Source organism: Thermoanaerobacterales bacterium, from assembly GCA_030019475.1.
Classification (GTDB): Bacteria; Bacillota; Desulfotomaculia; order Desulfotomaculales; family JASEER01; genus JASEER01.
Genome location: JASEER010000004.1, coordinates 1 through 13,744 on the forward strand (window position 1 = coordinate 1; position 13,744 = coordinate 13,744).

A 13,744-nucleotide genomic window follows, 5' to 3' on the forward strand; every position below is an offset into this window, starting at 1 on the left:
CGCTTGTTCCGGCCCGGAATACCAGAAACATCGCCGCCAGGCTGATCACCAGGATAATCCCTTCGGTGATGATCTTAGCCATGGTCGCCCCCTCGCCTTCGAGGTAAAGTGCGGGCAGGAGATGGCTGTAATAGGCGATAAAGAGCGTGAGGCCCATCCCGAAGAACCAGGTGCCGGCCACGACGCCCAGGATGGGAAGACGGCGGGAATATTCGCGTTTCATCAGGGCGTAGGCAAACAACCCCAGGGCTTCGACGAAGCGGGCCAGGGCACAAAACGCAAAGGCCTTTTGGATGGAGTTGGGCGTGATGAACTTGGCCATTCCGGGATAGGACAGCGTATGGGCGAAGTACAGCAGGCCCACGATCAGAAAGGTCATCGAGAGGGTCAGGTCCTGGAGGTGATTGGTCTGTTCGTAATGGTAGAGAGCCACAATGAAAACGCACATGCTGACCACAACCGTGGTCATCTCGATGACACTGTGAAACTCCAGGAAACTCGCACGGCTGAGGGAGGAGTTGAAGCGCCAGGCCAGGACCAGCAGGCCGATCGACATCACGGCCCCGAACCCGTGAATAATTATCCTTTGAATATTGTGCGTCAGCACTACCTGGCGCGGGACGGTGGCAGCGTCCAACTCTCCCGGCACCCCCTTCCCCTCTCAACGCCCCAGGCGTCAGCGGCTCCGCCGGTAACCCCTAGTCAAGCTGGGCTACGCCCGGCAGGTTCGCGACATCATCCGGCGGGCATTCAAAGGCCTTTGGCCCGGGAGGTTTCTGCCGCAGGTTTTCAAACCCTATTTTCGCTTTGATCATGTCGACACGCGTGGCCAGGTCGCCCCGGACGATGGTGTATGGGACGTGCATAAGGTCAAGAAGGGCCTGGATACGCCGGTCAATGGAACTGGCAGCGTCCTCGTCCTGGTAGCGTATCCCGTCCGGTTCAAGCTCGAATTCCCGGGGGATGAAAAAGATCTCGTAACCCGAAAGGTCCTTCATCGCCCAGCTGTAAAGCTGGGTCAGGGCATGGATCTCCTTCGGGTTGTTCAGGTCGCAACTTAAGAGCCCGTAGACATAACACAGGATCGTGGCGTTATCGCAAAAAATCAGGTCACAATACCGCAGGTCTTCTTCCCTGCGTTTTTGCCCTTCATAGAGCAGGAACTGTTCAAAGATGCTTGTCGGCACGCCGTAACGGGCAATGTAAGTCCGCACGTACTCAAGGCAGAGCCCGGTCTTGTAGCCGGCCATGCTATAGTCGACGTCCAGTTGCTTACAGAGCGTTGTTTTGCCCGTGCCGGGACCCCCAAGAACGGCAATTTTACGCGCCCGCTGGGCCATAGGGCTTAATCTCTCCTCTCCTGCGACTTTAGACAATGAATTCAACAGCCCGGGACGGAATACCTGCCTGGTCAATACGAACGGATCTCGCTCAAAAGAAAGTGGCGGGTTATCTCCTTCCCCGCCACCCTGTATAGAGGACGCTTCACAAATATGCTTGCTACCCCTCCTCATTAGTACCTATATCTACCAGGAGACACTGTCCCTTTTCATCATAACGCGCGGGAAACTTACCCAAAACATCAATATTAAAATGCTTGAAAAAAGCGCGTCCACTGATTTTCTTCTTTTCAATGGGAAAGCCCTTTTTGGCCGCCCGCAGCCGGATGAGTTGCAGTTCGGGGTCATAAGCCACTTCGACAGTGTCGCTATTGAGTTTGTCGAGAGCCATCTTGTTTAGTTTTATTGCACCCCTAGAAAGGGTAACAATAGGTTGCCGACGACGGATAAGCTTAAGCTCTTGCTCGGGATGAAATACAATAAAAGCCAAAACCCACTCCTCCTCCCTATACTATGTAAAGTTCCCAGAATCATCTTAAAGGTTTAAAGTATCCATGTCAATGCATGGTTTGTGGGTTTTTGGACAAGTCAGCGCTTGAAAGCGGCCTTGAGATCAAGAAAGGCTAGTGTCAGTGGTGATGTAAAAACGTCAACGGGGGGTGAATGTGTAGCATCCCGCGACGGGATAAACGTCTAAGCGGCCCTCACCCGGAACCCCACCCGGATGCCGTTGACAACGGGCACGGGAAAGGGTAGACTAGAGATGTGCCGAAGTGTCGGAGTGGCGGAATGGCAGACGCGCACGTTTGAGGGGCGTGTGGGTTATCCCGTGCGGGTTCAAGTCCCGCCTCCGACACCATACCAGAGACTAACAGGGCTTTTGGCCGAACTGCCAAAAGCCCTTCTACTTATCCCGTCCTATTGCAGCCGGCTTACAGCTTCCCGTCCTTGAGAGGGGGAACCCCCGGCGCATCGTATTCTCGACGTTCCCGCCGTCGGGAAGATAGTTTTGACAGTTAAGCCCGCCTGCGCTCACAGCGGAGCCTTGCCGCCAGGGCAGGGCTCCATGAAGGGCCGGTCGTACGTAAATGGTGTAGGATCACTCGCTCTGCAGTACCGTCATTCCGCTTTCGAGAAGATGGCCGTGACCGATACGGTATCTTCTTCGGCCACCGGGGGCAGGAAGACGGCCAGGTTCGAGCCCGGGGCCAGGACGATCCGGCCGTCCAGATCGAGGATAGTGGTTTCGTCCGGTTCGGCCCGCAGGAAGAGGAGCAGCTGGCCAGTTGGCATGACTTCGGGGCCGTGGAGAAAGCCCAGGCGGGCGATGGACATACCATGATATGACACCCGCCATAGGATGGTACTATAAACGTCCGGTTCCCTCTTAATTCTCCCAGAAGATAAGGATATCGTCCCCGTCCTTCAGGGGCTGCGTGTACTGTGCGGTTTCGCCGTTAAGGAGTACGGTGGGATGTCCCCGGCGCTGATCAGGGGCGATATCAAGAAAATTGAAGATGTCGATGAAAATCGGGTTGGTGACCCCTGTGAGGGCGATCTCCTCCCCATTTACCGTGACCCGTACCGCCCTGCCGGCCGCCGCGGGAATGTCATCCACGTGTGTGTGTGGGCGGTACTGAATATCGTCGCCCGGTTGGATGACGTAGTCCACTTGCACCTCCCGGCCGTTAACCGTGAAGACGCACCCAGCGGGGTCGAGGCGCCGGAGGCGCGCCAAATCAGCCAAGGTGGAAGGATAGGTGATGCGGAGCACATCCCCGTCGTGGATTTCGGTCTCCGGGGGCACCGGGTGGTCGTTCAATGTGCAGACCGGGTCCAGCGCCACCCGCTCGCCGTTCAGGGTGCAAGCGACCCCGGGCCCCGCCAGGTAATCGGCCACGCGCGCGCGGGCGTCGGCGCCGTTTTCGGCGGCAATGACCGTGAGGTCATCCCCGTCGTGGAGGGGGGTTTGCAGGTTGGCGCGTTCGCCGTTTACCAGGATCCGGGCCGGCCGGCACAGGCCACCGCGAACTATTTCCTCCTGTCCGTTAAGGCTAAACACAAGGTCACGGCCGTTCCTGCCGAACAGCTGGCGGGGGTCGAATTCGATGAGGCCGAGGACGTAGGACACGGCCACGTTCTTGGAATCAAATATACGGTAGTCGAGGCCGTTAACGCGTACCGTCAGAAAGGTATGGCCCGTCTGCCGCGCCGTGAGAGACGCTATCCCAAGCACGGTTACGCCTTGCGGACCCGCAAGGGGGTCGTGGTCAAGGGTCTGTATTCCGCGCAACATATCCCTGCCGCGGACCACCACATGGCTGGCGGGCAGGTCGAGGTGCTGGGCGATGCGGTCGGGCAGGGTGGGGACCTGGGCGCCGCCGCCGATAAGGATGACCGAGCGGGGAGGATCGCCGCCGTTCAGATCGCGGATCGCACCGGCGACCTCCCGGGCCAGGCCGTCGAGCGCGGGAGCGATAATGTCCAGCAGTTGCTCGCGGCTGACGGATTCTGTTATTCCGAGGATGTTATGGTAAGTTATTTCCTCGTTGGCAAAGATGCTTCGTTTGATCTTTTCCGCCGTGGTGAAGTCCACCAGGCAGGCCTGGATGACGGCCTCGGTGATTTCGTCGCCGGCCACGGGTACCATACCGTAGGCAAGGATACTCCCGTCCCGGGTTAGGGCAATGTCCGAAGTGCCGGCGCCGATGTCCACGAGCGCGAGATTCAAAAGACGTACGTCGGGCGGGATGGCCACGTCAAGGGCGGCGATGGGCTCCAGTGTCATGTTCACCGGTTCCAGGTCCACGCGGTGCAGGACCGAGAGCAGACCGTTGACGACCGAGGCCGGCAGGAAGGTCACGATGGCCTCGACGACAATGTGGCGCCCCCGATGGCCAAGCAGGTTGGCCAGGCGGAGTCCGTCCAGGTAGTGGCGGACCGGCGAATAACCTACACAGTACAGGTTTTCACGCTCGGCGGATTCCTGTTCAAGCCTGGCATGTGCTTCATGGAGGGCCAGCAGCTCAAGGCTGCGCAGTACATTCTGGTCGATCTCGGCGTCGGGGTCAATCTCACGTTCGGCGCGGCAGAATTGGGTGCGCAGCGAACGCCCCGCAGCGGCCACGGCCACTTTTTTCAAAGGCAGCCCGCTGGCGTCCTCGAGACGTTCGCGGACGCTGGCCACGGCCTGGGCGACCTTGGGTATATCATGGATCTGGCCGTCGTACATGGCCCTGTCCTGATGCTCGACGACGGCTTGGTGCAGGACCCGCAGTCCGCCGCCGCAGGCCTCGGCCAGGATACCGATTATCGTACGCGTTCCGATATCCAGCGCGAAGATCGGTTCGTTTTCTGGCAGGATCACGGCCTGTCACACCTCCCCGTACGTTTTTTCGACACGGCTAGTAAAATCATACAATAGACAAAGAGGAAAACGCCAGGGGGGTATTGGGCAAGGCGCCCAAAGGGTACTGCATACTCTTCCGGTCAGCGCCGGATTCTAGTGGATCTCCCTCCGCGTGACCGGCATGTCCGGTCCGCCTATCTCGACTTCGCGGAGGATGGTCCCCTGGTAGATAACCAGGAAATGGGTGGGATACACGTGCCGGTTGCAGCAGGTGACCGTTTCACAGGTGATATCCGGCCAGTCCTGGTCGGCCAGGGCTTCCCACGGCGAAGAGAAACGCTTGACGATGACCCCTGCCCATTGTCCGCACTTCGGGCAACGGCCGGCTATGGCGGCCGCCATCTCTTCGATGTCTTCCGGTATAATGATCAAGTCGCAGCAGCCTCCTAAACCAGTTTCTTTCATTTTAGCAGGATCCGCGGTACATTCCCACCGGCCCTCCGCGCAGTGTTGACACCATGTGACACAAAGGTTTAGTCTTAAACAAGTTAGCTGTCCATACTCGATAACGGGAGGCAGAATATGAAGCCACATCTGTACGCTGATCTGCAGCAGCGTCTGAGTGATGGAACTATCCCCGAAATGGGCCCCGAGGACGAATTCAGGTTTGCCTGCCGGACGGAGTGTATGGGATTATGCTGCCAGAACATAACAATTCTTTTGGATCCCTGGGACGTGGAAACCATGGCCCGGCACCTCGGCCTTTCCGAGCGGGAGTTCATGGACCGGTACTGCCGTGTGCGCACGGGTTCACGTTCCCCCTGGCCCGTGCTTTCTCTTCGCGACGCCGAGGACGGCCGGTGCGCCTTCCTCCTTGAGGATGGCCGGTGCCGGATCTACCCGGCCCGGTCACGCAACTGCCGGACCTATCCGCTGGGCCGGGCGGTGCGCTTTGAGTTCCACGACGGGACGTTGGAGACGATTGAGAAGATGTTCCTGGTGGAACGGATGGATGGCTGCCTCGGCCATGAGGAAGGCGACCCGTGGACGGTGCGGGAATGGCTCGACGATGCAGGGGCCCTGCCCTATTACAAGCTGGGAGACGAATACCTGCGCCTTATTCATTACGCGGCCACCGAACTAAACGCCGCCGCCTGGTTGTCGGGGCGAACGCTTAAGATGCTGTACCCGTTGCTCTACGGGGCGAGCGCCCTGCGCGAGCGCCTTGGACTCGCGGTCAATGATGTCGGCCACGAGGAGTTCTACCGGCGCCGGGTACGGGCGTTGCGGGTCATTCTGACGCAGATGGCGGGGGCGCTTGGGCACGGTCCCCTCGCCGGGGAGGTACCGGCGTCGGGACAGGAAACAATGATGGAACGCGTGCGTGGCATGCTGCTCGATACCGCCCGCTGTGGTGCGGGAAACGGCGAATAAGAAGGCGAAAGGGCCGGCCTCTCTGGAAGGCCGGCCCTTCCTCAACCTGAATTGCGGGTTAACGCTCGAGCTGTTTGGCCAGGAAATTGGCCGCGGTCTCGCACAACTTCTTTTCAATGTCGCCCATTTGAGCGTCTTTGCCGAGGAGGAGAACGCATCCTCCCGGCTCCCCGGCGACAAGGATGGGAGCGACAGCCGCTGACGAGTACTGGCTTATGATGTCCCGGGGGGCCAGAATGGGCGCGTCGTTCTCCTGGAAGCCGCGGTCGAGGTTGATGACCAGCGTTTCACCCTTTTCCAGCGTCTGCTCGGCCAGCGGACCGATAGCCTGGTTCGCCAGCTGCTTCGAGCCGCCGGCTATGGCCAGGACGGTACGGTCATCGCAGATGCAGGCCGTGTGTGACGTTGCCTCGTAAAGGGCGTCGGCGTATTCCTTGGCATAATTCCCCAATTCCCCGATGGGGGCATACTTCTTAAAGATGATCTCTCCGTCCCGGTCGGTGTAGATCTCGAGCGGGTCACCGTCCCTGATGCGTAGCGTGCGCCGAACCTCTTTCGGAATTACGATACGTCCCAAGTCATCCATCCTTCGTACTACGCCTGTTGCTTTCATTGCACACACCACCCGCTTTTTGTCAGGTAGTCTGCTTTGACAAAGCAAAAAGTATACCGCCGGGAAGGATTGTAAAGACAGCTTTATAGCCAGGTGAGTATCTCGTCAATCTCCTTGCGCCTGGGCGGATGCGGCACGTGATCGGGGCGTCCGACCGGCACAAGCAGGACGATTTCTTCTTCGGGCGGGATACCCAGATAGGCTTTCATTTCCGTGCCGGCAAAGGCCTGCGGCGCACTCATCGGGCAGGCGCCGTACCCCAGCGCGTGGGCGGCCAGGAGCAGGTTTTGCGCGGCCAGGGAAACGCTCTTCAGGCTTTCCACGCTGCGGGCTTTTTGTTCATAGCCGAGGGCTTGGAAAACGGCGGCGCTGAAACGGGATTGGTAGGGCCTGGCGACGCAAACGATCAAGAGGGGCGCGCCGCCGAAGAAAGTCGCGTAGGTCCCGAAGGACTTTAGACGGGCGGCCAGTTCCTCGAGCCCCCCGTCACGGGCTTCGATGATCAATTCGTTCAGTCGCCGGTCGACCAGGCGCGCCAGTTCGGCGATTGCCCGGCGTGTTGCGACGGCGATGAACCGCCAGGGCTGCTGGTTGGTGGCGCTCGGGGCCCACCGGGCGCACTCAATCATCTTACGCACGTCCCCCTCGGGCACCGGTTCGGGCCGGAAACGCCGTACCGAACGCCGGGAAGCAATGATGCCGTGCAGGACCTGGTATTGGTCGACCATGCTTGCCATCCCTCCCCTTTCCTTCATTATAACAGGGACGGGGATTCCAGAAAGGGGAGACTGATGGCGTACGGGCTACAGTTTTAACGTCGCCAGCGCTTCCCGCAGTTCCAGGGCCAGGCCGTCCAGTGTGGCGCTGACCTGGGCTACATTCTCGACCAGGATGGTCTGGGCCTGCGAGGCCCTGGTTACCCCGGCAAGGGCGGCGGAGAAATCTCTGATAGCCGCCGCGGTTTCGTCGATACGCCCGGTGATCACATGCACCTCTTTGACCAGGCCGCTAAAAGCCTCGACCGCCTGCCTGGCGGAGATGCGCCCCTCGGCGACAAGGCGGCAGTCCTCATCCACCGAGGAAACAGCCTCGCGGGCATGCCGCTGTACCGTGGTAATGAGCTTGGTGACCTCATCGGTGGCCCGTGCCGCCTCCTGGGCGCGGGTACGGATTTCCTGGACCAGGTTAAGGAAGACTCCTTTCTCCTCTCTTGACATCCCCTCGTCCATCAGTTCATCGGCGGCCTTGCGGGCGAGCAGGTTCGCCTGCTCAGCAAACTGGGAAATGAACTCCACTATCTGCCGGACATCGGCCAGGGATGCGCCGAGGTCCCGGACGGCTTTGCTGGCCCGGGCGGCCACACGGTTGGTGGACTCCATCTGGTGCAGGACGCGGGCCGTGGCCTCCTGGACCTGTGCCGCTTGCTCCGAGGCGCGGTCGGACACCCCGGCCAGCGCCTGGGCGCGCTCCGTCAGGTCGCCTACGGTGTCGGTGGCGCGGGCAAGGACCTCGGTCGTGGTGCCCGCGGCCGCCACGGCATCCCGGGCGTTGGCCCGGAGATCGGTGGCGAAACGCCCCATTTCCTCCGCCGTCGTCTGCAGACGTCCGGTCACGCCGCGAAGGTTGGCCAGCATCACCCCGAAGGATCGGGCCAGCCGCCCGACCTCGTCACGTGAGGCGATTTCCAGCTCATGGGAAGTGAGATCACCACGAGCGATGCGGTTTACCTGTTCCTCGATCTGCCTTACAGGATCCGCAATGGTACGTGAAATGTACAGGGCGGCGATAACGCCGAGGACCAGGCTCAATAAGCCGAGGGTGGTGGAAATGCCCGAGATGCGCTTCACCCAGGCTTCATTGGCGGCCACGGCCTGATCCATCAGCCTTTGCTGGTAGGCAATGAAATCCTCCCCCTGGGCGATGATGCCTCGGACCGTGCCCCGCTTGGCCACCGTGATACGGATGACCTCGGCCAGTTTCTGCTGGTCCGTAAGGTCGGAACGCTGGCGGACGGCGAGCAGGGTTTCGGCATATGACTCGCTGAGACCCGTAACCGATCTCTTGAGACTGGCGAACAGGACCTTTTCCTCCTCGGTTGTCAGGCCCGCCTCCAGTTGAGCCAGCCGCTGGTCAACCAGCTGTGCCTGGCGGCGATACTCCGCATTCCACTCCTCCCCGCCCGTGAGAAGATAGGTTCTGAGCATCAGGGCCTCGTACTCGACGGCGAGAAGCAGGTCTTTGGTCTCGCTGACCATGCGGGCACGGTGATCAATGAGTTCCCGATAGGAGTTCTGCATTCGGTACATGTTTGTCAGAGTAAAGACACCCAGGACTGAAAAGACCAGGAATACGCCAAGGTAACCGGCCAGAATCTTATACCTGATATGCATCGGGCATCCCCCTTCCCCTACCCCGGTTAGCAAGACACTTGCCCGCGTGAGGTGAACTTTTTCGCAATATAACGCTATGGGGGAATTATTGCAAGGAAAACATTTTGTCTCTACACTCCTTCTAAAACGGCAGGCCCATCGCGGCCTCGGTCTCGCTGAGAGCGGCGGCCAGGGTGTAGGCGGCGGTGGCCAGAACCAGTAATGGCACACCCCGCTGGAAATGCGCCTGCGGGACGAAGGGAAACAAGCGGGCGCCGGCCGCCGAGCCGATGAGGGCGAAGGGGATGAGGGTCAGGGAGAGACGGATGGTGGCGAGCGGTATCGCCCCCGAGGATACCAGCAGGAGCAGCCCGACCGGGTATACTGCCGTAAAATAGGCGGCGGTAGTGGCCCGGAACCGCTCCTTGGGCAGGTGGCGGCAGTTGAGGAAGAGAATGACCGGCGGCCCCGGCAGGCTGATGCTCCCGGCCAGGAAACCGGAAACCGAGCCGATGAGACGCTCTGTCCAGGTACCGCTTATGAGGTACAAGCGCAGGCGGGTGGCAAGGGCCAGGCTGAAAGGGATGGTGACGCCGCAGATCAGGATCTTCAGCAGGGTGACGTCAAAATGTAGAAAGCCGTAAACGCCGAAGGGGATACCGGCCAGGCTCCCAAGGAAAAGGTTCGCCACCAGGGGGCGTACGACCGCCGCCCGGACCCGGATGGTCAGCAGCAGGAGAGTAGTGAACGAGACCACCATCGTTACAGTGATTGCCGTGCGGGGATCATAAACCAGGAGAAAAAGAGGCACTGCGATAAGGGCGAAGCCAAAGCCGGTAACGGACTGTAACGCGGCGGCGACGAAGACAACCAGGCAGGAGACAAACCAGGCTTGATCATAGAGCATCCCGTCACCTCACCTCACTATTGTACATCGGGGCGCGTGCGAACCGTGGCGACATATGGCGGCCGCCATATCATTTATCAGGGCCATTGCGTGGATTTCGGCAGCCCGCGGATGCGGTCCTTGCACCCCCGAAGGCGGGGTTCCACAAGAAGGCAGGAGTTCTTGTACGTTCCGCAGAAAAATACGGGATTATAAACTTACCCCTTGGAGGATGGACATGCCCCTGCGTTACCTGCTGCTTGACCTTGACGGTACTCTTTTACCGATGGACATGGATGAGTTTTTGGGGGCCTATCTGAGACTGCTGGCCCGCAGGCTGGCGGCGTACATGCCTCCGGAGCGTTTCGTCCGGGAGCTGATGACCAGTACCGATATAATGATCCATAACCTTGACCCCGACCGGACCAACGAGGATGTCTTTATGGCGGACTTCTTCTCGCGCACGGGCTTGCCACAGGCGGAGGTGCGCCCCGTCTTCGATGACTTTTATGCCCGCGATTTCCGGACCCTGATCGACCACACGCAGCCATCGTCGCTGGCGCGGGCGATCGTCGAGGAGGCGCAAAAGCGCGGCCTGGAGCTGGTGATCGCGACCAACCCCCTCTTCCCCTTGAAGGCCATCCGCGAGCGCATGCGCTGGGCGGGGGTCGCCGACATTCCCTTCCGCCTCGTGACCGCCTACGAGGACATGCATTTCTGCAAGCCGTACCCCTACTATTACGAAGAAATTCTTGAACGAATCGGGGCGAGAGCGGAGGAATGCCTTATGGCCGGTAATGACATCGACGAGGACCTGGTGGCCGGGCAGGTCGGCATGCGCACGTTTCTCGTGGAGGATTGCCTGATCAACCGCCGGGGGCGGAACGCGGTAGCGGATTACCGTGGGAGCCTGGCCCACCTGCTGGCCTTCGTGAAGGAACTGGCCCCGTAATGAAGGTGAAGCGCCACCCTTGCGGGTGGCGCTCTTGGTATCCTTTACTGCACTTTTTCCTCTTTGGAATCCTGGGCGTCGGTCCACCGGTCAAGGCCTACCGATTCCTTGATCGCCTCCCAAGCACGGCCGAGGTAATTGGGGTCGTCTCCCCCGCCCTTTTCGGCCCCGGCCTCTACTTCCGGTTCCCCGCCCTGCGTGACTTTGTCGCGGTCGATGTCGGGCTTCATTGATATCACCTCGCCCTGTAGTCTGCCAAAAGCGGGACGGGGCTATGCAGGGGCGTAGTCCTCACAGGTGCTCCCAGGGGCAGAATCGACGGTCGGCGAAATCGATAACGGTATAAACGGCGAAGCCCATAAGGCCCATCGCGATGATCCCGGCGTAAAGCTCGGGGTAATGCCATTGCGTCCATGCGTCGAGCAGGTAGTAGCCCAGGCCCTCCTGGCTGGCGATGGTCTCGGCGATGAAAAGGACGGCGATCGCCGTACCGGACCCGATGCGCAAGGCGGTAAAGATCTTGGGCAGGGCCGCCGGCCAGATTACGTGGCGGTAGATATCCGGCGTCCGCGCCCCGAGAGAGCGCACGGAGTCGATGACCGCACTGTTGACCTGGCCGGCGGCATCGCGTGTCGTGACGAGAAGCTGGAAGAAGACGACGATGACGATAAGCAGGACCTTGGAGAAGTTGCCCACGCCGAAAAAGGTCATAATCACCGGGAGAAAGACGATGACCGGGATGGGATAGATAACGTAGATCAAAGGGGCGATAAAGCGGTCGAGGCGCTCCTCCCGGCCGAGAAAAAGCCCCAGGGGGACCGCCAGGAAAAAAGAAACGGCGATGCTGACGGCCACGCGGGCCAGGCTGATGAGGAAGTGCCCTCCGAGTTCACGCGGCAGGTCCCGGGCGAAGGCCTCCATCGCAACGAGAGGCGTCGGCAGGACCGGCTTGCCGAGGGCCGTCGCAGCCAGGTGCCAGAGGATGATGAGAACGGCGACACCGGCCAGCTGCGTTAGCAGGCGGCGAAGCAAGGGCGATGTTCCCCCTTCCCCTCCAGGAGGTCCCGCAGGCGGGTACAGACGCGGTGGAACTCGGGGCTCCTGCGCCAGGACGGACGGCCTACGCCGGGATTCTCCACCGTGGCGATGACGCGTGCCGGCCGCGGGGAGAGGACGATGATGCTCTGCCCCAGGTAGACCGCCTCTTCGATACTGTGGGTGACAATAACCATGCTCACTCCGCGGTGTGCCCACACGTCGAGCAGGCCGTCCTGGAGCGACTCGCGGGTCAGGGCGTCCAATGATGAGAACGGTTCGTCCATCAGGAGAAGGTCGGGCTCCAGGGCCAGGGCGCGCGCGATGGCGACCCGCTGGCGCTGGCCGCCGCTCAACTGCGCCGGGTAAAGGTGTGAAAGGCCATCCAGGCCCAGTTCGGCGAGGATTGACCGGCAGCGGGATATGATCTCCGCCCGCGGAGCGCGGCGGACCTCCAGGCCGAGGATGGTGTTTTGCCACACCGTCTTCCACGGCAACAGTCCGTAGTCCTGTAAAATGACGGCCGTCTTCAGGCGGCCGGGCTGGACCGGCTCCCCGTCGATGGTAACCCGCCCGGCCGAGGGCGGCCGCAGCCCGGCCAGCACATATAGCAGCGAGGTCTTCCCGCAGCCGGAAGGACCGATGACGGCCAGGATATGGCCGGGGTCGAGGTGCAGGGAAATGTCGGCGATGGCGGGCACCGTCGCGTTATGTTGTTGATAGGTCACCGCCAGGTTAAGGACGTCGATCATGCCTTGCCAAGCACCCGTCCATCGACAAGGTCCTGGTACCCCAGGGGCCGGTCCAGGAGGCCGTTGGCGCTCATCCAGTCCAGTACGCGGCGGACCTGGTCCTCGGTGGGCAGTTGGGGCGGCGAAAAGAGAACCTGCATTCCATGTGCGGAACTGGAGAGAACCTCCTGGGGCACCCGGGCCTTCTCGGCCAAAAGGTCGTTAAAGGCGGACGGGCCGGCCTGGATGTCCTCCACGGCGCGGGCGTAGGCGCGCATCAGCCTTTGTACGCCTTCCAGGTTCTGTTCCAGGACAGGTTCCCGGAAGTAAATCACGGTTTGGGTAATGTTCTCCCGGGTGTCATCGAGGATGAGTCGGGCGCCCTTGACCTCCGCCAGGGCGGCGATGGGGTCTGGCAGGACCGCGGCCTGAAGAGTACCGTTAAGCAGGGCCTCGAGGCGCAGCGGTATTTTGGGCATCTGGTTCTTCTTGATTTCCTCCGGCTTAAGGCCCGCGCCGGTAAGGAGCTGGTCCACGACATATTCGTTTATCGTCTTCAGGGAACAGCCGATCGGCACGTTCTTGAGTTGATCGACACTTGATATTGAAGATTTCGGCGAGGCGAGAATCGCGAAACGGCCTTCCTCCGCGGTTGCCCCCTGCCCCACGGAGACAATGCGTACCTTGGTGCCGCCGTTGTTCAGTTGCGCCACGGCCAGAATGTCTCCCAGGGCGCCGTCGATCTGCCCGGCGGCCAGGGCGCTGTCGCGCTCCATGGCGCTGGGAAAACCGATGAGTTCCACCTGCAGTCCTTCATCGGCGAAGTAGCCCTTCCGCTCCGCCACCCAGAACGGGAGGTTGTCCTGGATGGGCAGCATGCCCAGCCGGAGAGGGGGCGTTTTGGGTGTCTTCTCCGGCGGCGAAGCCGGTTTGCTATTGCAGCCGGTTATGGTAAAAACCAGGGCCAGAGTCAGAACCGAGAGCGCCATTAAAAAAAGTGGGCGTTTCGGGTGCATAACTCCACCTCCTATCCGA

The 13,744-nt window shown here is 60.8% G+C and carries 16 protein-coding genes and 1 tRNA gene; 3 read left to right on the forward strand and 14 right to left on the reverse strand.

All coding sequences use genetic code 11. The annotated features are described in order from the left end of the window. From QMC81_01600 to QMC81_01610, 3 genes are all read right to left on the reverse strand, one after another. The coding region (locus tag QMC81_01600; protein MDI6906169.1) for an MASE3 domain-containing protein at nucleotides 1-649 on the reverse strand (649 nt) is incomplete at its 3' end. A 49-nt stretch (nucleotides 650-698) separates the two neighbouring features. Continuing rightward, nucleotides 699-1,340, reverse strand: a complete 642-nt coding sequence (locus tag QMC81_01605) for an ATP-binding protein (protein ID MDI6906170.1) — start codon at nucleotides 1,338-1,340, stop codon at nucleotides 699-701. A 160-nt stretch (nucleotides 1,341-1,500) separates the two neighbouring features. Further along, the gene (locus tag QMC81_01610; protein ID MDI6906171.1) at nucleotides 1,501-1,830 is read right to left on the reverse strand and encodes a hypothetical protein; all 330 of its coding nucleotides are present in this window, start codon (nucleotides 1,828-1,830) and stop codon (nucleotides 1,501-1,503) included. Nucleotides 1,831-2,115: 285 nt separating this feature from the next. On the opposite strand from QMC81_01610, the gene QMC81_01615 reads away from it, so the two are divergent. Next, nucleotides 2,116-2,199, forward strand: a tRNA-Leu gene (locus QMC81_01615). A gap of 260 nt (nucleotides 2,200-2,459) precedes the next feature. Here the strand turns inward: QMC81_01615 and QMC81_01620 are convergent. From QMC81_01620 to QMC81_01630, 3 genes are all read right to left on the reverse strand, one after another. Beyond that, entirely contained in the window at nucleotides 2,460-2,675 is a 216-nt protein-coding gene (locus tag QMC81_01620) for a hypothetical protein (GenBank protein ID MDI6906172.1), read from the reverse strand. A gap of 52 nt (nucleotides 2,676-2,727) precedes the next feature. Continuing rightward, nucleotides 2,728-4,707 (reverse strand): cell division protein FtsA, encoded by a 1,980-nt coding sequence (locus tag QMC81_01625; GenBank protein MDI6906173.1) that lies wholly within the window; start codon nucleotides 4,705-4,707, stop codon nucleotides 2,728-2,730. A 135-nt stretch (nucleotides 4,708-4,842) separates the two neighbouring features. Continuing rightward, entirely contained in the window at nucleotides 4,843-5,121 is a 279-nt protein-coding gene (locus QMC81_01630; protein MDI6906174.1) for a hypothetical protein, read from the reverse strand. 150 nt (nucleotides 5,122-5,271) lie between these two features. On the opposite strand from QMC81_01630, the gene QMC81_01635 reads away from it, so the two are divergent. Next, nucleotides 5,272-6,123 carry a YkgJ family cysteine cluster protein gene (locus QMC81_01635; protein ID MDI6906175.1) on the forward strand — a complete coding sequence of 284 codons (852 nt, stop codon included), beginning with the start codon at nucleotides 5,272-5,274 and terminating at the stop codon, nucleotides 6,121-6,123. 58 nt (nucleotides 6,124-6,181) lie between these two features. On the opposite strand, the gene QMC81_01640 is transcribed toward QMC81_01635, so the two are convergent. The 4 genes from QMC81_01640 to QMC81_01655 form a co-directional block, all read right to left on the reverse strand. Then, the gene (locus QMC81_01640; GenBank protein MDI6906176.1) at nucleotides 6,182-6,709 is read right to left on the reverse strand and encodes a stage V sporulation T C-terminal domain-containing protein; all 528 of its coding nucleotides are present in this window, start codon (nucleotides 6,707-6,709) and stop codon (nucleotides 6,182-6,184) included. Between the two features lie 110 nt (nucleotides 6,710-6,819). Next, nucleotides 6,820-7,464 (reverse strand): nitroreductase family protein, encoded by a 645-nt coding sequence (locus QMC81_01645; protein MDI6906177.1) that lies wholly within the window; start codon nucleotides 7,462-7,464, stop codon nucleotides 6,820-6,822. 75 nt (nucleotides 7,465-7,539) lie between these two features. Continuing rightward, the gene (locus tag QMC81_01650) at nucleotides 7,540-9,126 is read right to left on the reverse strand and encodes a methyl-accepting chemotaxis protein (GenBank protein MDI6906178.1); all 1,587 of its coding nucleotides are present in this window, start codon (nucleotides 9,124-9,126) and stop codon (nucleotides 7,540-7,542) included. Nucleotides 9,127-9,247: 121 nt separating this feature from the next. Next, nucleotides 9,248-10,012 carry a sulfite exporter TauE/SafE family protein gene (locus QMC81_01655; GenBank protein MDI6906179.1) on the reverse strand — a complete coding sequence of 255 codons (765 nt, stop codon included), beginning with the start codon at nucleotides 10,010-10,012 and terminating at the stop codon, nucleotides 9,248-9,250. Between the two features lie 217 nt (nucleotides 10,013-10,229). On the opposite strand from QMC81_01655, the gene QMC81_01660 reads away from it, so the two are divergent. After that, nucleotides 10,230-10,943, forward strand: a complete 714-nt coding sequence (locus tag QMC81_01660; GenBank protein MDI6906180.1) for an HAD family hydrolase — start codon at nucleotides 10,230-10,232, stop codon at nucleotides 10,941-10,943. A 44-nt stretch (nucleotides 10,944-10,987) separates the two neighbouring features. Here the strand turns inward: QMC81_01660 and QMC81_01665 are convergent, their stop codons facing one another. The 4 genes from QMC81_01665 to QMC81_01680 all read right to left on the reverse strand — a co-directional run bounded on the left by QMC81_01665 (nucleotide 10,988) and on the right by QMC81_01680 (nucleotide 13,725). Further along, complete coding sequence (locus QMC81_01665) at nucleotides 10,988-11,173, reverse strand: hypothetical protein (GenBank protein MDI6906181.1); 186 nt, start codon at nucleotides 11,171-11,173, stop codon at nucleotides 10,988-10,990. Between the two features lie 61 nt (nucleotides 11,174-11,234). Next, nucleotides 11,235-11,975 carry an ABC transporter permease gene (locus QMC81_01670; protein ID MDI6906182.1) on the reverse strand — a complete coding sequence of 247 codons (741 nt, stop codon included), beginning with the start codon at nucleotides 11,973-11,975 and terminating at the stop codon, nucleotides 11,235-11,237. Beyond that, complete coding sequence (locus tag QMC81_01675; protein MDI6906183.1) at nucleotides 11,957-12,730, reverse strand: ABC transporter ATP-binding protein; 774 nt, start codon at nucleotides 12,728-12,730, stop codon at nucleotides 11,957-11,959. The genes QMC81_01670 and QMC81_01675 overlap by 19 nt, the downstream gene beginning before the upstream one ends. Continuing rightward, a complete protein-coding gene (locus QMC81_01680; protein ID MDI6906184.1) occupies nucleotides 12,727-13,725 on the reverse strand; it encodes a MetQ/NlpA family ABC transporter substrate-binding protein in 999 nt (332 codons plus the stop codon). Before QMC81_01680 ends, QMC81_01675 begins: the two co-directional genes overlap by 4 nt. Between the last annotated feature and the right edge of the window lie 19 nt (nucleotides 13,726-13,744).